Annotated in this window: 17 protein-coding genes; 8 read left to right on the forward strand and 9 right to left on the reverse strand. The window is 67.6% G+C overall.

Annotated features, from left to right (window positions below):
- The first annotated feature begins 71 nt into the window (after positions 1-71).
- Complete coding sequence (locus KEG57_RS24035) at positions 72-1,466, forward strand: alpha/beta hydrolase family protein (RefSeq protein ID WP_272423240.1); 1,395 nt, start codon at positions 72-74, stop codon at positions 1,464-1,466.
- 71 nt (positions 1,467-1,537) lie between these two features.
- Complete coding sequence (locus KEG57_RS24040; protein WP_272423241.1) at positions 1,538-2,893, forward strand: hypothetical protein; 1,356 nt, start codon at positions 1,538-1,540, stop codon at positions 2,891-2,893.
- A gap of 124 nt (positions 2,894-3,017) precedes the next feature.
- Here the strand turns inward: KEG57_RS24040 and KEG57_RS24045 are convergent, their stop codons facing one another.
- On the reverse strand, positions 3,018-3,974 hold the full coding sequence (locus KEG57_RS24045; RefSeq protein WP_272423242.1) for a tetratricopeptide repeat protein: 957 nt from the start codon (positions 3,972-3,974) through the stop codon (positions 3,018-3,020).
- Positions 3,971-5,446: a serine/threonine-protein kinase gene (locus tag KEG57_RS24050; RefSeq protein ID WP_272423243.1), complete on the reverse strand. Its 1,476-nt coding sequence runs from the start codon at positions 5,444-5,446 to the stop codon at positions 3,971-3,973. Before KEG57_RS24050 ends, KEG57_RS24045 begins: the two co-directional genes overlap by 4 nt.
- A 247-nt stretch (positions 5,447-5,693) precedes the next feature.
- Here KEG57_RS24050 and KEG57_RS24055 point away from each other — a divergent pair, with 247 nt between their 5' ends.
- The 3 genes from KEG57_RS24055 to KEG57_RS24065 all read left to right on the forward strand — a co-directional run bounded on the left by KEG57_RS24055 (position 5,694) and on the right by KEG57_RS24065 (position 8,155).
- Positions 5,694-6,458, forward strand: a complete 765-nt coding sequence (locus KEG57_RS24055) for a sugar phosphate nucleotidyltransferase (RefSeq protein ID WP_272423244.1) — start codon at positions 5,694-5,696, stop codon at positions 6,456-6,458.
- Positions 6,455-7,450 (forward strand): GHMP family kinase ATP-binding protein, encoded by a 996-nt coding sequence (locus KEG57_RS24060; RefSeq protein ID WP_272423245.1) that lies wholly within the window; start codon positions 6,455-6,457, stop codon positions 7,448-7,450. The genes KEG57_RS24055 and KEG57_RS24060 overlap by 4 nt, the downstream gene beginning before the upstream one ends.
- Before the next feature lie 150 nt (positions 7,451-7,600).
- Positions 7,601-8,155, forward strand: coding sequence for an ExbD/TolR family protein (locus KEG57_RS24065; RefSeq protein ID WP_272423246.1), 555 nt, complete (start codon positions 7,601-7,603; stop codon positions 8,153-8,155).
- A 33-nt stretch (positions 8,156-8,188) separates the two neighbouring features.
- Here KEG57_RS24065 and KEG57_RS24070 read toward each other — a convergent pair whose 3' ends face one another.
- The 5 genes from KEG57_RS24070 to KEG57_RS24090 all read right to left on the reverse strand — a co-directional run bounded on the left by KEG57_RS24070 (position 8,189) and on the right by KEG57_RS24090 (position 15,514).
- Entirely contained in the window at positions 8,189-9,493 is a 1,305-nt protein-coding gene (locus KEG57_RS24070; protein ID WP_272423247.1) for a hypothetical protein, read from the reverse strand.
- A gap of 344 nt (positions 9,494-9,837) precedes the next feature.
- Positions 9,838-11,436 (reverse strand): hypothetical protein, encoded by a 1,599-nt coding sequence (locus KEG57_RS24075; RefSeq protein ID WP_272423249.1) that lies wholly within the window; start codon positions 11,434-11,436, stop codon positions 9,838-9,840.
- 72 nt (positions 11,437-11,508) lie between these two features.
- Positions 11,509-13,125 (reverse strand): hypothetical protein, encoded by a 1,617-nt coding sequence (locus KEG57_RS24080; RefSeq protein WP_272423250.1) that lies wholly within the window; start codon positions 13,123-13,125, stop codon positions 11,509-11,511.
- Entirely contained in the window at positions 13,125-14,153 is a 1,029-nt protein-coding gene (locus KEG57_RS24085; protein ID WP_272423251.1) for a hypothetical protein, read from the reverse strand. Before KEG57_RS24085 ends, KEG57_RS24080 begins: the two co-directional genes overlap by 1 nt.
- Positions 14,150-15,514 (reverse strand): serine/threonine-protein kinase, encoded by a 1,365-nt coding sequence (locus KEG57_RS24090; RefSeq protein ID WP_272423252.1) that lies wholly within the window; start codon positions 15,512-15,514, stop codon positions 14,150-14,152. Before KEG57_RS24090 ends, KEG57_RS24085 begins: the two co-directional genes overlap by 4 nt.
- 170 nt (positions 15,515-15,684) lie before the next feature.
- Between KEG57_RS24090 and KEG57_RS24095 the strand changes: the two genes are divergently transcribed.
- The 3 genes from KEG57_RS24095 to KEG57_RS24105 are packed head-to-tail and all read left to right on the forward strand — an operon-like array spanning position 15,685 to position 19,520.
- Positions 15,685-16,365, forward strand: coding sequence for a PGRP and LysM peptidoglycan-binding domain-containing protein (locus KEG57_RS24095; protein ID WP_272423253.1), 681 nt, complete (start codon positions 15,685-15,687; stop codon positions 16,363-16,365).
- Positions 16,366-16,386: 21 nt separating this feature from the next.
- The gene (locus tag KEG57_RS24100; RefSeq protein WP_272423254.1) at positions 16,387-16,878 is read left to right on the forward strand and encodes a hypothetical protein; all 492 of its coding nucleotides are present in this window, start codon (positions 16,387-16,389) and stop codon (positions 16,876-16,878) included.
- Positions 16,875-19,520 (forward strand): hypothetical protein, encoded by a 2,646-nt coding sequence (locus KEG57_RS24105; RefSeq protein WP_272458819.1) that lies wholly within the window; start codon positions 16,875-16,877, stop codon positions 19,518-19,520. The genes KEG57_RS24100 and KEG57_RS24105 overlap by 4 nt, the downstream gene beginning before the upstream one ends.
- Here the strand turns inward: KEG57_RS24105 and KEG57_RS24110 are convergent.
- Both KEG57_RS24110 and KEG57_RS24115 read right to left on the reverse strand, forming a co-directional pair.
- Positions 19,517-20,134: a cysteine hydrolase family protein gene (locus KEG57_RS24110; RefSeq protein ID WP_272423256.1), complete on the reverse strand. Its 618-nt coding sequence runs from the start codon at positions 20,132-20,134 to the stop codon at positions 19,517-19,519. The two genes, KEG57_RS24105 and KEG57_RS24110, sit on opposite strands and share 4 nt — an antisense overlap.
- A 13-nt stretch (positions 20,135-20,147) precedes the next feature.
- Entirely contained in the window at positions 20,148-20,999 is an 852-nt protein-coding gene (locus tag KEG57_RS24115; RefSeq protein ID WP_272458820.1) for an alpha/beta fold hydrolase, read from the reverse strand.
- Positions 21,000-21,002 lie beyond the last annotated feature (3 nt).

A 21,002-nucleotide genomic window follows, 5' to 3' on the forward strand; every position in this document is an offset into this window, starting at 1 on the left:
TCAGGCTGGGAAGTCAATAGGCATTGCAACCGGGCGCACCTCGAATTCCCTGCCCGGGGTATGCTCGTGTCATGCGATTTTTTTCCTTGGTCGGTTTGTTCGGGCTGCTCGCGGCGTGCGGGGGGAATGAGCCTTCGGGCGCGGGTGGTTCCGCGGGATCGGGCGGATCCGGCGCCGGCGGCGCGGGCGGCGGCGGCGGTTCAGGCGCGATCACCTACGAATTCGAGACGCTCGGCACGCGCAGCGCGACCTTCGACATGACGACCTACGAGGCCACGCTCGTCGCCGCACATCGATCCGACGGCGGGACGTCGTATCTGATGGTGATCCCGGCCGCGAAGACGAAGGCCCCGGTCATCGTCGACATGGCGCCGTACACGGGGATCGATTGGACCGGCGAGGAGGTCGATACCCGCCACGCGACCGAGAACGCCGGGCCCTTCAGCTTCTATCCGGACACGGACGCGCCGCTCGATCCACCGTCGACGGAGAATTGCGCGTACGGCTTCGTGCCCGCGGAGACGCAGATCCAGGGCGAAGCCTTTCACTTGCTGAACGGCCACGCCGTGATCGTCGCGTTCGGCCGTTTTTATGCGGGCGGTGACCTCACGGACGACGCCGCCGACGCGGCCGCGCCGTTCCATTACATCGCGGCGCACGCGGCCGACTTCGACGCCGAGCGCATCGGCGTGCATGGCAACTCCTGGGGCGGGTTCATGGCGCTCGCGGGCATCGGCAGGCGCCCCGCAGGGCAGTCGATCCGCGCCGTGACCGCGGCCAATCCCCCAACCGATTTCGTCGATTTCTACGATTACTGGAAAACTACGCTCCCCGCGGTGTATCCGTACAAGGACGAACTCGGCTTCTTCGAGGGATATCGTCGGCGCATCGAGGCGACCACGGGCGGCCCACCTGCGGACAACGAGGCGGCATTCGAAAAATGGCGGCGCGATGCGCTCTGCGAGGGGCTCGACGGCGACGTGATGATCCCGCAGGACGACTGGGACACGCTGGTGCCCGTCGGGCAGACGGAGTCGTTCCTGGCCACGTGCAGCGACAAGGCGCGAGGGCTCTTCTGGCGTCGCAGGACGCCCGTGGATTACGCGGCGATTCACCTGGCCCACGGCGCGCTGGAGCAGGAGCCTGGTTTCCCGTCGTCACGAACGCTCGGGTTTCTGCACCTGCACCTCTCCCTCGCGAACGAATCCGACGTGGTGCTCGCCTACTACGACGACGCCGCGCTGCGTGTCTTCTTCCAGACGGTCCACGACGCCCAGGTCGACGGCAAGGACATCACGTACGCCTCGCCCGCGCTCGCGGACCTGCTCGATCCACGCGTCGCCGCCTACGACTTCGGAACGACGCAGGTGAAAGCCGGGCCGGATCTCGTGAGCACGATCGTGAGTGACATCTGGGGAACGCCGGTCACCCCGGCGGACCTCGCCCAGGGCTTCCCCGCGCCCTGAGGGGCATCGAGAAACGCGTATCCTTCGGTCGCGGGGCCGAACACGCCCCCACTTCTTCCGAAAGGATACGCATGATGAAGATACCGACCTTGCTTCTCGCCTGCGCGGCCCTCGCCGTCGGCTGCACCCCCACCGAAGAGGCTCCGCCCGCAGGAAACGCCTTCAGCCTCCGCGCGGGCGGCGCGAGCTGCGACCGCGGCATCGAGGTGGCCACGAGCGCGAGCGGCGACGTCGCCCTCGTCGGGACGTTCGAGGGTACGGTCGATTTCGGCGGTGGCCCGCTCGTCTCCGCCGGCAGCACCGACATCGCGTTCGCCACGTGGGACGCCGAAGGCAAACCCGGCACGAGCGTGCGCTTCGGATCGGCCTCGCAAGACGGCGTCCCGCGGATCGTCGCGGCCGGCGAGAGTGCGTGGGTCGTCGCGGTGAACACGCAATCCGAGATCGATCTCGGCGGCGGGCTGCTCACGCCCGCGGGTGCGGCGGGCGCGGCGATCGGCAAGCTCGACGCGGACGGGAAGCACGTCTACAGCACGATGCTCGGCGCGACCGTGTCCGGGATGGCCGCCGGCGGAGGCGACACGCTGGTCGTCACGGGCAGTTTCAGCGGCACGCTCGTCCTTGGCAGCGAAACGCTCACGAGCGTGGGCGCGACGGACGTGTTCGTCGCGAAGCTCGACGGGAAAGGCGCGGTCGTCTGGGCCCGAGCGTTCGGCAGCGCGGGCCTCGAGTCCGGCATGGATGTGGCCGTGGATGCGAGCGGAAACGTCCTCCTCGGCGGCGGCATGCTCGCGCCGGTCGATTTCGGCGGCGGGCCGACCACGATCGCGGGCGGCGTGGACGCGGTGCTCGTGAAGCTCGACGCGAACGGCAACCACGTCTTCACGAAGACCTTCGGCGACGTCGCGGACCAGGTCATCCAGGCCGTGGCCACCGACGCGCAGGGAAACATCTTCTTCGGCGGGCTCTTCGAGGGTCGGCTCGACTTCGGCAGCGGCGAGCTCGCCAGCCAGGGACGTGATCTCTTCCTCGGAAAACTCGATCCTACCGGCGCCGAGCTCTGGACGCGCACGTTCCGGCTCACCTCGGCCGAGTGGGACGACTCGGCGCCCCGGATCGCGGCCGATCCGAAGGGCGGGCTCGTCATGACGGGGACGTTCACCGAGGCGGTGAACCTCGGCGGCCTGGCGCTCGAAGCGGCCGGACAGACCGACGTCTACTTCGCGCGGTACGACGCCACGGGCAAACACGTCCAGAGCCGCGCGATCGGCGATGCGAGCTACCAGCTCGCCGGCGGCGTCGCCGTGGATCGGACCGGCGCCGCGGCCATCACTGGCTCGTTTTACGGGACGATCGACTTCGGCCAGGGACCGCTCGAAACCGCGGGCGACTGCGACATTTATCTCGCGAGGTTCCCCGCCCCCTGACGCAGACGCCTTTGCATCGGCCGCATCGCGGCCGATGCACCAAAGGTCCAGGGCTGCGCCCTGGTCCAGGTCCAGGGGCGGATAGCCCCTGGTCGGGCCCGGGGTGAAACCCCGGCGCTACGCTTCAGAAGGAAAGCTGAACCACCCCTGCCCCGCCGCCCGGCCCGGGCGCGATCGCGAACCGCACGTCCCCGGCCGGCGCCGGGCGCCAGAGCGTCCCCGCCGCGAACAGCCCCGCCCCTGCGAGGCTCATCCCCACGATCGCTGCCGTGTTCGACACGGGCGCCCCCGCTGCCTCTGGCTCGCCGGCCGTTCCGTTCGTCTCGAACCACGTCGAGAGCCCCGCGATTGAGGCCATGGTGAGCCCGCCGAGGCCCACGACGAGCGCCCCGAGCGAGAGAAACCGCCGATCCTCGAAGGTCATCGGCCGCGGCAGCGGCTCGGGGTGCAGCACGATGAGCTGCCGCGTGACCTCGTCCACGAGCGGAGGCACCTCCACGTCGACCAGCGTCCCCGCCTCTGCCACCGCGATCTCGCGCCGGAACGGCCGCTTCCCCGGCGCGGTTGCTTCGAGCACGTGGGTTCCTGTGGTGACGACGATGCCCGCGTTCCACAGGGTCCGATCGATCAAGCGTTCATCCCAGGTGATGGCGAACCCTAGATCGCGCAGGGCCTCTTCGGGCACGCTCATGTTCACCACGGCGACCCGCGGGCTCAGCGCGGAGAGCCGCGCCCGCGCGACCTCGGCGCGATCCTCGGCGTGACGCTGCCGCGCCTGGTTCGCCACGTCCTGGTAGAGCATGAACGCCTCGCCGAGCCGCTCCGTGTGCTCGTAACACTCGGCCAGACGGAACATCGTCCCCATCGCTGGATCGAGCCGCCGGCTCTCCTCCAGCATCGGACAGGCCCGCGCGAATTTGCCCTCGTCCATGAGCTCGAGCGCGCGTCGGAACAAGGCCTCCGCCCGCTCCTCCGCGAGCGGCTCGCGTGTTCCCTCGGCCGCCACGGGCCCCGCGAACGATGCGATCATCGAGACGACCGAGACCAGGAGGATCGAACTCTTCCGAAGATGAAGTTTCATTTGCGTGAACGACCAAAAGGATCGGCCGCTCGCTTGGGCGGCTCTTTCTTGCGGGCTTGCGCGTCGTCGCGTTGCGGGGCTTCCGCCTCGTCTGCGCATCCTTCGAGGCCGGCGATGGCCTGCGGCGCGGGCACCTTCGGGCTCTCGGACGGGACCGCGGGCGCGGCGAGCGCCTTGGCGACGGGCGCGAGGTTCGGCGGGGTCGCCTGCGCCCCATCATCGACCGCGGCGCTCGCGGGGTGTGCACGCGCCACGAGGATCCGGTCCTCTCGCGACACCCAGATGCCCGTCCCGCCGCCCACCAGGGCCGCGACGAGCAGCGCCGCGACCACCACGCGCGACCCGTGCTCCCGCGCCCTCGCGGAAACCGTCCACGTCCCGCCCCACGCGGCTCCCGTCGGCTCGGATGTCGAGCTCGGCGGAGGCGGCTCCTGCATGGAGCGGAGCGTCGGCACGCTCTTCATCGCGGCGCGGCAGTCGGGCGACGTCGGCACGTCGTCCGGCGCTGGATCCGTGGGGAGCGTCGCGGGCAGGACGGTCACGGCCGGCGACGAGGGCAAGGACGCCCGGCTCAGCTTGCGCAGGCTGCGCGGCGCCTCCTCCTCGGGCACGAACGGCGCGAGCGCGGCGGCGAGCTCGAGCGCCGAGGGAAAACGATCGTCGGGGTTTTTCCGCAGACAGCGGCGCACCACCGCGTCGAGGGCCGGCGGCACGTCGGGCCGACGCACCGAGAGCGGCCGTGGCTCTCGCTCCAGGATCCCCTCGTACACGTCCGAGAGACTGCGCGCCGCGAAAGGCGCTTCTCCTGCGAGCAGCCTGTACAGGATGGCGCCGAGGGCCCAGATGTCCGTCCGCGCGTCGACGTCCCGCGTCGAGCGCATCTGCTCCGGCGACATGTAAAGCGGCGAGCCGAGGATGTCGGTCGTCCGGGTCATCCCCGAGGGCGCGCGGGCGTCGCAGCGCTTCGAGATGCCGAAATCGAGCACCTTGACGCAGGGCGATCCGTCGGGTCTGTGGGTGAGGAAGAGGTTTGCCGGCTTCAGATCGCGGTGAATGATGCCGGCCGCGTGGGCCTCGACGAGCGCGTTGCACGCGTGCATCACGTAGAGCACGGCTTCTGCCACGGGCAAACACTCGCGCTTCTTGCCGATCTGCTGCAGATCGCTGCCTTCGAGGTACTCGAGCAAGATGTACGGGATGCCCCTCGGCGTCCTCCCTGCGTCGAAGACACGCGCCACGTGCTCGCTACGTAACTTCGCGGCGGCCCTGGCTTCCCGGAAGAAGCGCGCGAGCGCTTGCCGGTTCCCGATCTCGGCGGGATGCATCAGCTTCACGGCGTAGAGCGCGTCGAGCTGGGTGTGCCTCGCCGCGACCACGATCCCCATGCCGCCGACGCCGAGGACGCGCTCGACCCGGTACTTCCCAAAGAGCACGTCTCCCACCGATACACGCGCGAACGACGGCTCGTTCATCGTACACGTCCCCCCTCTCGACCCTCGGGGGCTTTGCTCGGAAAGCCGAACCGCGCTCCCGTCCCCCGGGGCTCTCTCTAGCCTATGCGCTCTCGTTCGATGCCCGACCCTCCCGGTTTGCCGCACCGCGTATCGACCCCCGAAGCGAAAAATCTACGGGAATGTGGCCCGGACGGGGTTTCACCGCTCCGGGCGTCCGCGTGTTTTTTCCTCGGCGGCCAAACCCGACTAAGCTCCCGCCCGCGCCGTGCCGAACGTCCCTTCGAACGCTCCCCTCGCGCCGCCCGCGCGCCGACAAGCCGTGGTCCTCTGCGGAGGCCTCGCCACGCGCATGTACCCGCGCACGCTCGAGATGCCCAAGTTCCTCCTCCCGATCGCGGGCCGTCCGTTCGGACATCACCTGCTCGCGCGGCTCGCCGAGGCAGGCTACGAGGAGGTCGTGCTCTGCATCGGACACCTCGGCGACGTGATCCGCACGGCCATCGGGGACGGCGCGACGTTCGGCCTCGGCGTCGTCTACGCCGACGAGGGCGAAACTCGGCTCGGCACGGCGGGCGCGATCCGGCGCGCGCTTTCGCATCTCGGCGAGGCGTTCCTCGTGACGTACGGCGACTCGTACCTGCCCTTCGACTACGCCGCGCCGCTCGCCGATCTCGAGGCGCACCCCGAGGCGCGCGGCACGATGTCCGTCTACCGCAATGCGGATCGCTGGGACGATTCGAACTGCGAGATCGGAGGCGGCCGCGTCCTCCGCTACCAGAAACGCAAGCCCGGCGAGGCGCGAGATCCCGCCCTGGATCACATCGACTACGGCGCGATCGCGCTCCGCCGCGAGGTCATCGCGGCGCTGCCCGAAGGTCCGAGCGACCTCGCCCCCGTGCTCACCCGGCTCGCCGCCGAGGGCGCGCTCCGGGCGCTCGTCGTGACGCAAAGGTTTTACGAAATCGGATCGGAATCCGGTTATCAGGAGCTCGAAGCGCATCTCGGCGCCCGGGCGGAGGTCTCCACGTGATCGTTTCTCGCGCGCCCGTGCGCTTCTCGCTCGGCGGCGGAGGTACCGATCTCCCGGCGTATTCGACGCGCTTCGGGGGATACCTGGTCTCCGCGGCCATCGACAAATACATCTACGTCACGGCGAACAAGCGGTTCCACCGCGACATCCGCCTCGCGTATTCGAAGACCGAGATCGTCTCCAGCGTCGATCGCGTCGAGCACCCGATCTTTCGCGAAGCCTTGCGAATGACGGGCATCGACCATTCGATCGAGCTCACGAGCGTGGCCGATCTTCCGGCGAACTCGGGCCTCGGCTCGTCGAGCGCGTTCACGGTCGCGCTCTTGAACGCGCTCCACACGTACAAGCGTGAGTTCGTCTCCTCGGAAAAACTCGCCGAGGAGGCGTGCACCCTGGAGATCGAGCGGCTCGGCGAGCCCATCGGCAAGCAGGACCAGTACATCTCGGCCTTCGGCAACGTCACGGCCTTCCGCTTCAACCCCGACGGCACCGTGCACGTCGAGCCCGTGCCCGTCCGGGACGAGGTGCTCGACGAGCTCGAATCGAACCTCGTCATCATCTGGTCCGGCATCGAGCGCCCGGCGCGTATCGTCCTCAGCGAGCAGGGCCAGAGGCTCCGCGAGCTCGAGCCGCCCGTGATCGAGTCGATGCACCGCATCAAGGAGATGGGCCACGAGACCTACCGGATCCTCACGAGCGGCGACATCGATCAGTACGGCGAGCTCTTGCACGTGCACTGGTCGCACAAGCGCAAGCTCGCCTCGAAGATGACGGACTCGGTCATCGACGAGCATTACGAGGCGGCGCGGAACGCCGGGGCGATCGGCGGCAAGCTGATGGGCGCGGGCGGCGGCGGCTTCTTCATGTTTTACGTCCGCCCCCAGGATCGACGCCGCGTGCTCGAGACCATGATCGCCCGGGGCCTGCGCCCGCTGCGTTTCCGCTTCGACATGGATGGCGCCCGCATCATGGCCAACATGCATCGATCCTGACCGAGCGGAAAATCGTAGCCGCACCGGAAACACCTCCCGGCCCGCCGATGTCGAAAAAACTCGGAACCTCGCGCCGAGGTCGATGTCTTCTCGCCGTTCCCCGAGCGCGACCCCGAACGTCGCGCACGACGGAGGAGAAGGAGATTCACCATGGGCGGCGTCGACGTTGGCAGCGAGGGCGGCAAGAAGAAGGCGACGAATGCGGAGATCAACATGGTCCCGTTCATCGACCTCTTGATGTGCACGATCGCGTTCCTGCTCATCACGGCCGTCTGGGTGACGAATTCGCGCATCAATGCGGACGCGCAGGTCCCCGGGCCTCCGAGCCCGGACCCGCTCACCGTCATCCCGCCGGAAAAAGTGCTGAACGTGCACATCGGCGAGAGTGATTTCGCGCTCGTGTGGAAGCAGGGCGCGACCGTGGTGAGCGAGGTCCGCATTCCGAAGAGTTCGCAGCAGGTGGGCGAGCTCGTGCAATACCCCGACCTCGAGAAGAAGCTCGCGGCGGAGTGGCAGGCGAACGCGAATCACCGCGATCCGAGCGACAAGAAGCTCGATCAGGCGATCTTGCACACGGACAACCGCACGCCGTTCCGGGAGATCGTCGCGGTGCTCGATGCGCTCTACGCGACGAAGCGCACGGTGAAGCACGAAGGCGGCGACAAGGAATTGCCCGTCTTCAACATGACGTTCGCCGCGCGCTGAGGGCGAGGAACGCGGATTGGGTGATGCGCGGCCTCAGGGCTCGAGCGTGAGCTTGGCGGCGATGATGTCTTCGTCGACGATTCCGCTGCCCTTGGCAACCAGCGTCTTGCTCTCGTCCTCGGAGAAGTTGAAATCGGGGATCCAGTTCCCGGCCAGCACGACATCCGTCTTGAGCGCCGTCACGTAGAAGGATTCCGTGGACTGCACCTGGCCCTTCCCGTTGTAGACGTCGAACCACCGAACCGTGCCGGTGGTGGGGTCGAGCCTCGCGAGGAACGGGTTCACCCCGGCACGTTCGAATGTGCCCGACGGCGAGGCCGGATCGATATCGATGAGGTCCCTGAACGTGCCGCCGACATAAAGCGAACCGTCCGCCGCGAGCGCGAGGCTCGTGCCGGTCGCCTGTCCGAGCTCTTTTGCCTGCCCGCCGGGAAACACCTGCTTCCAGGCGGCCTCCAACCCTACAGGCATGACGAACGCCGCGAGCTGGCCATCCTCCACGTGATTGGGCTCGACCGAAGTTTTTCCTTCGAGCTGCCCGGCAATGTACAGCGTCCCGTCGCTGCCTATGGTCGCGGCCACTGCCCGCACGGCCCCCCCCGGCCCCGCCTCGAGTTGCGTCTTGGTCATGAGAAGGCCGGTGCTCATCTCGAGCGTGAGGATGAACGAATCCGTCGCGCCCGCGTCGGCCGAGAATGTGCTGCCATCCGGAAGCATGAGCGTGCCATCGAAATGACCAACGACACGGAGCCTGGTGTTCTCATCATAGTTCAAGGCCGTCGGCTGGACGTGGCCCTCTGCCTGAACGAACCATTGGCATTTGCCCAGCGAATCGTACCCCGCCACGAACATGCCGTTCTTCGGGGTATGGGTCGTCATGCCACAGGTCACGGTTTTACCGGCTGACGCGGTGATTGTGCCTGTCACGTAGAACTCGCCCGTCGCGGCAGCGGCGACGGCGACGGCCTCGTCCGACCCATCGCCCCCGAACTGAAACGAGGCTTTTTCAGCGATGCCATTGTTCGGTTCGGGCGTGAACTTCCGGATGAAGACGTCGCGATCCGCGTCCCCGCCGTCGCTCGAAGCGTGCGACCCGGCGACCACGACGTCATTCCCCGCGAACGCGACGGCATACGCGGTTCGGGGCTGATACCCGATCCCGAGCGCAACCGGCGCCGCCCACGTGGCGACGCCGTTGCCATCGAGCAACGCGACGAACGCCTCGAAGCCGAAGTTGGGGCCTTCGAGCGGCAACGTCCTCGAAGGAACCTCGCCAATCTCGAAGCTCTGCCCGTTGTACGTCCCGGCGAGCGCAATCGACGTCCCGTTGCTGGCCATCGCTAACACTCGTTGCTGATCGATCGTCCCCCACCGCGCCGACCACGCGAGCGGCGCGCACGACGCGTTGGGCGAGCACGCCGACGTCGCGTCACAGAACGCCGGATGGCAAGCCACTCCGCCGGGCTCCCCACCGCTCCCGCCACTCCCGCTGCCCCCCGCCCCGCCCGCCCCGCCTTGACCGCCCGTGGTCTGTAGCGGCCCGAGGCACCCTCCGAACAGCCAAATCGACAATCCCAGACCAAACGCCACACGAGCCGCATCCACGCGCATCTGCCACCTCCTTGACGGAGAGGCAGGCTACCATGGGTGCATCCCCAGCGGCGTGCCGGACGGAACGTCGGTCAGGGCTGAATACGCGCGAGGAGGAGGTCGAGGTCCGTGGGCATGACGCTCTCGCCCTCGAATCGCAGCCTCTTCGTCCAACCGCCCGCGAGATAGACGCTCGATCCAAACGACGCGAGCGGAAGCCAGCGGGGGATGGGCGCCTCGCCGGTCCCGAGCAAATCGAAGCCGAGGAGCGCGGCCTGCGGGTCGATCTTCGCGAGAAACGCGCTCATTCCGGTGGATTCATCCATTTCGAACCCGGGCGAGCTCGCATCGATGTCGAGGGTGGGGAAAAACGTCCCCGTCACGAAGGCTTGATCGCCCGGCGAGGTCACGGAGATGCCGAGTCCGGTCGCCATGGCCCCTGGCAATACGAGGGTCCGCGGGGCGTTTCCGCCGGCATCGAGCACGAGGACAAACGGCGAATCTTGTTTGACCTGGTGGAGACCGTCCCCGAAATCCATGTCGCCCTGGAGGGATCCCGTCACGAAGACCTCGTCGCTGCCGGAGACCGCAATGGCCCTGGGCATCGCCGTGCCGCTCAGGTTGTGGAAGGTCTTCACCCACGCGACATTCTGGTTGGATCCCACCTTCATGACGAACATCGCGGTCCCCTCGGTGATCTCCGGCGGCGCCTTCCCGGTCCCGTCGAGCTTCCCCGAATACGTGCCGGCGATGTAGATGTCATTCGTCGAGCTCGCCGCGATGGCCGTGGGCCTGTGGAACCCGCCGTGGAAGCGGAGGATCCAGGGACAATTGCCCATCGGATCGAACTGAATGAGCACGGTATTCTGCTCATTGGTCGGGATGATACCGCTGCTCGTCACCCCGCACATGATCGTGACGTCGGTCGGGCCCACCGTCGACGGCGCGAGCGACCCGAGGACATAAGCCATTTGCGGAGACGCAGCCACCCCGACGACCTTGTCGAGCCCTGCGCCGCCGAACGTCCTCGACCATTTCACGGTGTCGAGATGCGGGTCGAACGCCCGCACGAAGGCGTTGAGGTCCTCGTCCACGTCGAGCGGATCGTTTTGCCGGTACGTCCCGCCGACGACCACGGCGTTCCCAGCGCCGAACGCCACCCCATTCGCCACGCGCGGGTGGTACCCGATCGCTGGCGCGGGATCGAGCGCCTTGCCGACCGACCGCGCCCAGTTGCCGACGAACTGGGGATCAAACGCCACCACGAATGCGTCGTCGATGCCCATCCCGCCCTCGCTCGTGATGGTCGAGCTGCCGACGGTCATGGAGCCTCGGAATCGCCCGGCGAGGTAGATCCGCTCGTCCCCCGTCACCTGACTCACCGCGAGCGCCCGCGTATCCTGCTCGTTGGGAGCCTCGATTCTGCGGCTCGTCAGAGTCGGACAGGTGACCGGGGTGCAATTCGCCTCCGTCTCCTGCGTGTGACAGAGCTCAATCCGGCACGCATCGGTGCCGCCCGCAGCGCCCGCGCCGCCCGCGCCGCCCGCGCCGCCCGCCTCGTCGCCACCGCCAGAACCACCTCCGCCGGTGATCCCGACGGAATTGTCGTACGCACCGGAATCGTAGACGAGGATGCAGCCGCCGAGCGCCACGAGGCCACAACCAGCCAGGACCGAGAAAACCGTTCTCATGGGAATCTCCTCTCGTCCCGCGCCGATTGCCGTCGTCCACCACGACGCGGCCGCCCGCGCGCGTGGCGTGCGTCAGGGTTCGGGGGTGATCTTCGCGGCGATGATGTCGTCGTCGCTGACGCCGTCGCCCTTGGGAAGCAGCGTTTTGCTCCCGTCTTTGGAGAAATCGAACCAGGTGATCCAGTTCCCGGCCAGCACGACCTCATTCTGGAGGGCCGTCACGTGGAAGGACGCCGGGAGGTGCGTCTGCTCTTTCCCGTCGTAGATGTCGAACCACGAGAGCGAGCCATCGATCGTGGCGAGCTTCGCGAGGAACGGGTTCGCCCCTGCGCGTTCGAATGTGCCCGACGACGACAACGGATCGATATCGATGACGCCACTGAACAGGCCACCGAAGAGCAGACTGTCCGAAACGAGCGTGAGGCTCGTCCCAGCGGCTTTTTCGAACACCAGCGGATTCCCACCGGTGAACACCTGCCTCCAGGAGCTCCCCGTCCGGAGGGCCATGACGAACGCCGCGGTTTCCTTGTCGCCCAAGAGGGCGGGCTCGACCGAGGTTTTTCCTTCGAGCTGCCCGGCGATGTACACCGTACCGTCAAGGCTGCCCATGGCCGCGGCCGTTACCCGCACGGCCCCTCCCGGCTCCGCCTTGATCTGCGTCGCCGTCGTGAGGCTGCCGTTGAACATATCGATCCCGGCGACGAACGAATCCGTTCTGCCCGACTCGGCCGTGAGAACGTTGTCGTTCGCGAGCGTCAGCGTGCCCTCGAAATGACCCACGACACGGAGCCCGAGCTTCTCGTCGAGGGCCAGGGCCGTCGGCTGGACGTTGCCCTCCACCCCCGCCTGGAAAAACCACATGCAAGAGCCCGTCGGATCATATCCCGCCACGAACATGCCGTTCTTGGGCGTGTGGGTCAACATGCCGCAAATGACGGGCTTCGACGAGGATGCGGTCATCGTGCCCGCGACGTAGAACGCGCCCGTCGAGTCGGTGACGACGGCGACGGCCTCGTCCCGACCATCGCCCCCGAACTGAAACGTGGCTTGTTCGAGGATGCCGTTGTTATCGCCGGGCGTGAACTTCCGGACGAACACGTCGATATCCGGGTCCCCGCCCTCGGCCGAAGCGCGCGACCCGGCGACCACGATGTCGCTGCCCGCGAACGCCACCGCACGCGCGGTTCGCGGTTGATACCCGATGCCGAGCGCGACCGGCGCCGCCCACGTCGCGACTCCATTGCCATCGAGAAGCGTGACGTAGGCTTCGTAGCCGGTGTTGGGTGACTCGAGCCCCAACGTCCTCGGAGACCCCTCGCCGATCTGGAAGCTCTCCCCGTTGTACTCCCCGGCCAGCGCGATCTGCGTCCCGTTGCTTGCGATCGCGTGCACCCGTTGCTGATTGCCCGCCCCCCATCGCGCCGACCACGCGAGCGATGGACACCCCGGGTTGGAAGAACAGGTCGACGTCGCGTCACACAACGCCGGATGGCAGGCGTCCGCGCCGCCCGAGCCGCCCAAGCCGCCCAAGCCGCCCGTGCCACCGGTCCCGCCCATTCCACCGCTCGCCGCGCCGCCGTCCCGCCCATCGCCGACGAGCCCGTCGTACTCCCCGCTCTTATAAGAAAGAAGGCAACCACCAAGCGCCACGATGCTCCAAGTGGCCGCGATAAAAAGAACATTCCGCATCAGAACCTCCCGGACAAACCCATTCCTCCCCCGCCCGGGACCACGATCGGCACGGGCACGAACGACGCCTTGCCCGCTTCCCCTTCCTTCGAGGACGGCGCGGTCAAGACGAGCACGAGGCCCACGCCCACGCCGGCAATCCCCACGCCCCACGCGACCGCGTTCGGCACGAGCAGGTTGTTGTACGTGTCGACGTCCGCCTGCTCGATCGTGCACGACCCGCCATCATCGCGCGTCTTCTTGCACGCGTCGAAGCCGCTGGCCTTCGACATGATGACCCCGCCCGTCACCCCCGCCGCGATGAGCCCCGCCACGCCCACGCCGCCCACGATGAACCCCGCCGTGCGCCGGAAGCTCGAAGGCGGCGGCGGCGTCCCGCCCCCCGTCGCCGACGCCGTCGCCGTGGGCACCACGTTCGCCGACGATGACCCCGAAGGCCCCGGCGCCGCCGGCGTCGCCACGAACTCCGTGCGCTCCTTCTCGGCCAGCGTGAGCTCGTGCTTGCGGTCCGGGCGCCCCTCGGCGCGCACCACGATCGTGTGACTCCCGGGCTCGACGTAGAGCGGCGCGGAAAGCGTCGTCGGCGAGAGCTCCGTTCCGTCGAGCACGACGGCAGACACCGGCTGCCCCGGCGGCACCACGATGCGCAGCCGCGGCACGCGCGGCGAGAGCGCGTTGATGCGCTCCTTCGCCACCTTCGCGCGTGGATCCTTGGCGTCGATCAGCGCGAGCCCGCGCTCCCAGTGCTCGAGCGCCCCGGCGATTTTCCCCTCGCCCTCGTCGCATTGCGCCACGTTGAAGAGCGTGTTCGCCACGGCGAAGAGCCCCATGCTCTCGCGCATCTTCGCGCAGCCCGTGGCCTTGTCGCCGGCCTCGATCGCCTTGCGCCCCTCGACGAAGAGCTGCTGCGCGCGCGCCTTGTCGGCCTTCTCGTCCGCGTGCGCGGCGCCGCCGATCACGATCGCCAGCGCGAGCGGCGCCGCGACGAAACACGCGCCCCGGAAGAGGCTCCGCACGGGTGTGTTCATTTTCCCCATTCGCCGAAGTCCGCCCCGCTCTTGACGGCCGGCCCCTTCTTCGTCGCGCTGGCCGTGGCCGAAGGAACGGGCGGCGGGGCGCCCGCGTCCTCGTTCACCACGCGCGCCGGACCGACCGGCAACACCGAGGGCGGCGCGCTCGGCGCCGCTGCCTCCACACGCGCGCTGCTCGCGGTCGTCGTCGAAGACGGCACCGGCGTGGGCACTGGTTCCTCCGCGGATCCACGCCCGAAGACCATGAACGCGATCACGCCGCCGAGCACGAGCGTGCCGACCGCGCCGCCGATCATCACCCCCCGCGCCGGCGTCGCGGACGTCGGCGTCAGCATCGGCGCCGAGGGATCGCGCCTCAGCGTGACCATGTGGCTGTCGACCGCGCCGGGGTTCGTCGTGCCGACCGCGGCGACGGGCGCGAGGTTTTGCGGCTCGCCGTGCTTGTCGAGCCACGCGATCGCCTTGCGCACGGCGGCTTGCATGCTGCGCGCGTCCTGGTAACGCGCGTTCATGTCGAAGGCGAGCGACTTGTCGACCACCTCGGCCACCTCCGCGGGCACACCTGGCATGACCACGCGGATCGGCGGGGGCGGCTGCGTCATCGCCTTGAGCAGGAGCTGGTTCAGCGTCGGCGCGTCGTGCACGTGACGGCCCGTGATCAGCGTGAACAGCGACGCGCCCACGGCCCACAGATCCGAGCGCGCGTCGACGCGGTTCCACTCGCCGAGGGCCTGCTCCGGCGGCATGAATGCGGGCGTCCCCATGGCGTTGCCCGTCTTCGTCATCTTCGCGGACGACTGCACCTCGCGCATGCGGGCGATCCCGAAGTCGAGCACCTTGAGCACGCCGTCCTTCGTGAGGAACATGTTCTCGGGCTTCAGATCGCGGTGCACGATCCCCTTGTCGTGCGCGGCGGCGAGCGTGTCGAGCAGCTGATCGGCGAGGCGGAACGACTCGGTGATCCCGAGGCGACCCGAGGGCCTCTGCCCGGCGAGCGCCTCGACGGTCTTGCCTTCGAGCAGCTCCATCACGACGAAGACCGAGCCGTCTTCGGCCACGTCGTCGTCGAGCACGCTCACGGCGCCGGGGTGGCCGACGTTGTTCGCGACGTACCCTTCGCGGAGAAAGCGCGCGCGCGCCTCGGGGTCCACCGAGAGCTCGAGATGGAGCATCTTGATGGCGCCGCGCTTGCCGTTCCTGTGCGTGCCCTCGTAGACCGCGGCCATGCCGCCGATGCCGAGCACACGATCGATGCGCCACTTGGATCGCAGCACCGTGCCGATACGCGCCTGCGCACGACGCGACACAGCGTCGTCAAGCTCGGTCGGCGCGTCGTGCATCACCGGCAAGGTCTGCATGCCCTCGTCATCCCTTACAATGTTTCCCCCGTGTTGTACAAGCGGTGCGACGGACCGTTCGCACCGGGGGCTTCCTGACACATTCCTTCCGACGCACCTGACGCCGGGGCTCGTCCACGCGGGGCGGATCACACCCCGATCGTTTACGACCGAGACGTGGGCATGATACCGTGAACAGCCTCGCCCCCCGGCTCGCGAGCGGAAAAACCATGCCGATTCACGTCGTTCAGCAAGGCGAATGCTTCTCGAAGATCGCCGAGCGATATGGCTTCGGTGATTATCGGGTCCTCTACGATCACCCCGACAACGCCGAGCTGAAAAAGAAGCGCGCGAACCCGAACGTGCTCGAGCCCGGCGACAGGATTGTGATCCCCGACAAGGAGCTCAAGGTCGAGGAGGGCCTCGCGACCGGCAAGCTCCATCGATTCCGCCTGCGCCAGCCGAAAAAAGAGCTTCGCTTGAAGCTCGAAGGCCACAACGGGAAACCCCTCGCGGGCGAGGCGTACGTGCTCGAGGTCGGGGGCGAGAAGCACGAAGGCAAGACTGACGGCGACGGGAAACTCGAACAGAAGGTCCCCGTCTCCGAGACCACCGGAAAACTCACGATCGCGGGGCGCGTGATTCACCTCCGGCTCGGGCACCTGAACCCACTCGACGCGAAGGACGGCGGCGTCTCCGGGGCGCAGGGGCGGCTCGCGAACCTCGGATACAATCCGGGCCCTGCGGACGGCGTGCTTGGCAAACGCACACGCACGGCGCTCGCGCTCTTCCAGCACGACGAGAAGCTCGAGATCACGGGCCAGCTCGACGATGCGACGAAAAAAACGCTCGAGGAAAAACACGGCTCCTGAGGGAACCCAAAGGCACGCACCATGGAGCGAACCCACGACGTCGCGTTCGGCAACCCGCGGGGCAAGGATTTCAATACGATCGTCCTCTCCGGGGTGGATCTCACGGTCCCCCTGGAGATGGACCTCGACGACGATCCGCTCCAGGACGACGAGGTCCGCCTCCGGAGCGAGGACGGCCATTACGAAAAAATCCTCCTCGCGAGCGACGCGGACGCGAAGCCCGACCCTTCCAGGCGGATCGTCCTTTACACGTTCCGCCTCGTGCCGCCAGGCGCGTATCGCATTTCGGTACGGATCGGGGCCGAGAAATGGCTCGACGTGGTGACGGGGCTCGTGGTGTCGAAGGAGGGGGCTTTCATTGGCGACAAGAAGCTCGGGACCGAGCCCGAGAGCGTGGCCGAGGAGAAGGCCGAGGCGCCCGCCGAGGATCCGCCCGAGGAGGCGCCGGACGAGGAAGAGCTCGGCGAGTTCGTGGACGTGAACGACGGCTTTTTCGAAGAGGGTGAGCGATGAGCGGCGACGGCGGAACCCCCGGCGGCGGCGCGTCGAGCGCCGTGACGACGTATTGCGTCCCGACGCTGAAGATCACGAAGGTCGCGTGCACCGCTGGCCACGTGCTGCCGAACCTCTTCGTCCTCTTCCGAAAAACTCCACCCAAACCCGGGGATCCCACGATTGGTAGCAAAATCGCTGCGATGTGGACGAGCGAGGAGACGCCCGCGGGGCCCGTGCCGCCGTACGTGCTCGGCATGACGGACGCGACCGGGTACCTCGGCCCACCCATCGATCACGCCTCGCCCACGTGCTTCGATCAGGTCCCCGACGCGTACAAGCTCCAGCAGGGGCAATCGTACGACGTGTATTTGATCCAGCACCCGAGCCTCGACCTCGCGTTGCGGATCGAAGCGGAGCTCAACGCGGGATCGAAGGCCTTCGGCGAGCCCAGGGCGCTCACGGTACGCGCGGACGCGCCCACGCTCGAGGTGCCCGAGGAATCGAAGGGCCTCCTGCCGGCCGGCGCGGATCTCTATGAAGGCTGGGTGCTCTTCCGGGACATGCCTTTCGCGGCGTGCGAGCCGGTGAAAAAGCAGGTGCAGCGATTGCAAGCGCACCTCGGCGCGCTCCGGTACATGGTGGGCACGTCGAACTTCCCTTACCTGCCGGACGCGGGCACGGATGCCGACAAATCCGGCGGCGTGAACGACGGGATCTTCGACGTCCGCACGATGAACGCGGTCTATCGATACCAGCAGGATGCGCGGTCGCGGGCGTTCCAGGTGAATGGCGGCGGCGCGTCGGGCCCGCATGCGGCGTACGTCGATTACGGGGCGAACTTCGCGCCGAAGGTCGATCGCGGCGCGCTTTCCGCGATGCAGGCGGAGCTCAAGGCGCTGAAGAAGCAGAAGGCGCTGACCGAGGATCAGAAGAAACAAAAGATCACGCTCGACGGGAAGATCAAGGCCGAGCAGGCCGACGTGAAGACCGCGACGAACATCGCGAATGCGTGGGCCTACCTCGACGGCAGCGAGATCGCGGCGCCGGCGGACAAACCGGACGCGGCCGACGGCGTGGTGACGGCGGCGACGGGCAAAGCGCTGAAGACGTGGCTTTTGCAGGGCCTGCGCAAGCCGGGGGCGATCCTGGTCTCGATGATGGATCCGCGGGGCTGGCTGAACTGGATGCGGCCCGAGGCGGCGCAATCGCTGCACGGCTGGAGCGAGCTCGTGAAGGCGCTCGGATTCGAGCACGGGATCTGCGTGAACCACACGTTCCGCAGCGCGCAGGTCGACATCGGCAAGGCCGGGTATGGGCGGAGCGCGCGGTCCATTCACAAGACGGGCCTCGCCATGGATCTCGGCATTGCGAGCGGCTTCGTGGACACGGTTTCGGGCTGGCCGGTGGCGTACACGCGTGAGGTCGTGGATGGCCGCGTGAAATGGCGGCTTCACGGCTCGGCCAAGCAATCCCTCCCCGGCGTGGCGGACGCGGCGGCGCACGCGGCGCCCCTTGTGGAGCGGCTCGTGGCGCTGCGGGACGAGCAATCGAAGACCCCCATCGCGGCGGCGATGCTCTTGCCGGCCATCGAAAAACTCCTCGCGGAGATCCAGGCGAATCCCGCGGGCTTCTTTGCAAAATACTACCGGGCCTCGATCGAGCGGTGGATGTACGACGCCTGGCACCCGGAAGGCGGAATCAAGGGCGCCACGATGACCGCGTCCGAGTTCTTCGCCGAGCACGAGCCGGGGAAGGCGGCAGAGGCGGGCGACCATGGCGCGTATCTCGACATCACGGCCGTCGGCGAGCTCCTCCACCTCGGCCGCATCAGCTCGTTCAAATCGGGCTGGGGACAGGCCACAAAGACGGTGAAGGCGACCGAGCTCGTCACGCTCGCCGACGCGCTCGACAAGGCGAAGACGAGCAAGACGGACGACGACGTGGTGACGGTGTCCCGCGGGAAATCGACGAAGCTCAAGTCGACGGTGCCCGCGCTGGACGCCGATTTCATGCGCCGATGGGCCGGGACGCTCAAGGACGCGAAGAAGGAGATCGCCAAGAGCGTCAAAACGAACACGCCGCAGCTCACGGTGACGCTCTCCTGGTCGGCGGCGAAGATCGAGGACGCGAAGAAGGTCGCGGCGAAGCTACGCGAATACGGAGACAAGCCGTTTTACGTGGTCGTCTCCGACGAGTCGCAGCCGCCGGTGCAATCGGGCGAGGCGTGGGCGAAATACATCGAGGAGCGGCCGCAAGCGCTGGAACAGCAGGCGCCCGCGAATCAGAACGTCAAGCAAAACACCGGGGCGACGGTGCCTTCGGCCAAACCGAAGGCGAGTAGCTGGACGGTGACGCTGAACCCGATCTTCGAGATCGGTTACGCGGCGCCGGCGGATTCGACGAGCGTGCCGGCGAGCGTGCTGATCATGCCCGGCGACGCGATCACCGTGCCCGCGCCGGGGCAGCCGATCGGCATGGAGTGGTGGCATTTCCAGCGGTCGGATCTGCTCGCGGACGAGAAGAGCCGAAAGCTCTGGGGGAGCTTCCTCCTCGAAGTCGGCTGGACGCGGGAGTGCTTGCTGGAGAATACCGGGCCGGCCCTGTATCACCGGGCCGGCGTGGGGTATCCGGAGTCGGAGCTCTCCGAAAAGGCGTACTAAAGCGAGGCCAGAAGCTCCGACGTGTTGACGATCGCGTGCGCGAACGTCGGCGCGTTGAGCACGTGGGCGGCGTGCATCATTTCGGGCCCGAAGGCCCCCGTCGCGTCTGTCACCAGCGTCACGTGATAGCCGAGCTCCATCGCGAATCGCCCGGTGGCCTCGACGCACGTATTCGCCACCATGCCGATGACGATGACCCGCGAAACCCCGTGCTGCTTGAGCTGCTGGTCGAGGTCGGTATTCGCGAACCCGTTTTGCGCCCAGTGCTCCTTGATGACGACGTCACCTTCCTTCGGCGCGAAATCCGGGTGCCACTCACCTCCCCACGAGCCCTTCTGGAAGACCTGCATCTTCGCGGACGCGAGCTGATAAGGGGTCGGATGCTTCCAGGTCGCGAAGTCCGTCGGCTCGGCCTTGTGGTGGGGCACGACGAAAATGCGAATGCCGGCGCCCCGCGCGGCCGCGACGATCTGACGGAGGTGCTCGAGGACGTTGTTCGCCTCGATTGTCTCTTTCAGGCGCGGAAAGAGCTTCCCGCCTTCGCTGAGGAAGTCGTTGTACGGGTCGATGAACAGGATCCCGGTCGCGTCGGCGGGATACACCTTCGTGGTCATGGTATCCGCTCCGTCAGGACGTGCTGCGCACGAAGGTCGCGATGTGCTCGGCCGTGGCTTCGGGGTGCTCGTGGTGCGGCCCGTGGCCGGCGCGCGGGTAGGTCAAGAGCTGGACCGTCGGGAGCTCCTGGTTCAGCGCGTACCAGTTCTCGACCGGGAAGATGATGTCGTGATCCCCGGCGACGTGCAGGATCGGCAACGTCGTGGCCTTCAAGGCCTGAAGGATGGGATCGGCGGGGAACAGCGGGCTCTTCGGCTTATCGCCGAGAACGGACGCGGCCCAGTCGGCGGGGACGGGGACGCTGCGATTCTCGGTGCGCTGCGCGATCCGATCCGCCGAGCGCCGCGCGGCCTCCCGGCTCGCCTGGGACCGCGGCTCGAAGAACAGAATGATCTCGTCCTCGAAGCTGTTCACGGGCTTCCCCGCCGTGTCGTAGAAGAGCTGCTCCGCGGGCTTGACGTTCGGGCCGGGCGGCGAGGTGCCGATCAGGACGACGTGGCTCAGGCGCTCGGGAAACATGGCCACCACCACCTGGGCGGCGAGCCCGCCGAGCGACCAGCCGCTGATCACCACGCTCTTCAAATCGAGCGCCTCGATCAGATCCCGCGCGTCCTTGGCGAGTGCGACGGGCGAATAATCTTTTTCGCCCGTCGAGAGCCCGAGGCCGCTGTAATCGAATGTGATGACCTGGAAGCCACGCGCCGCCAGGGCGTCGAGGAAGGCCGGATCCCAGACGTCCATGTTGCCGCGGAAGCGCGTGCACAGCACGATCGGCTTACCCGTCCCGATCGAGCGGTAAGCGATCCGCCGGCCATTGGACTCGACGAACTGGTTGGGCGTGGTGATGGCAGTGGCCGTAGTCATGGT

Source organism: Polyangium jinanense (assembly GCF_028435365.1).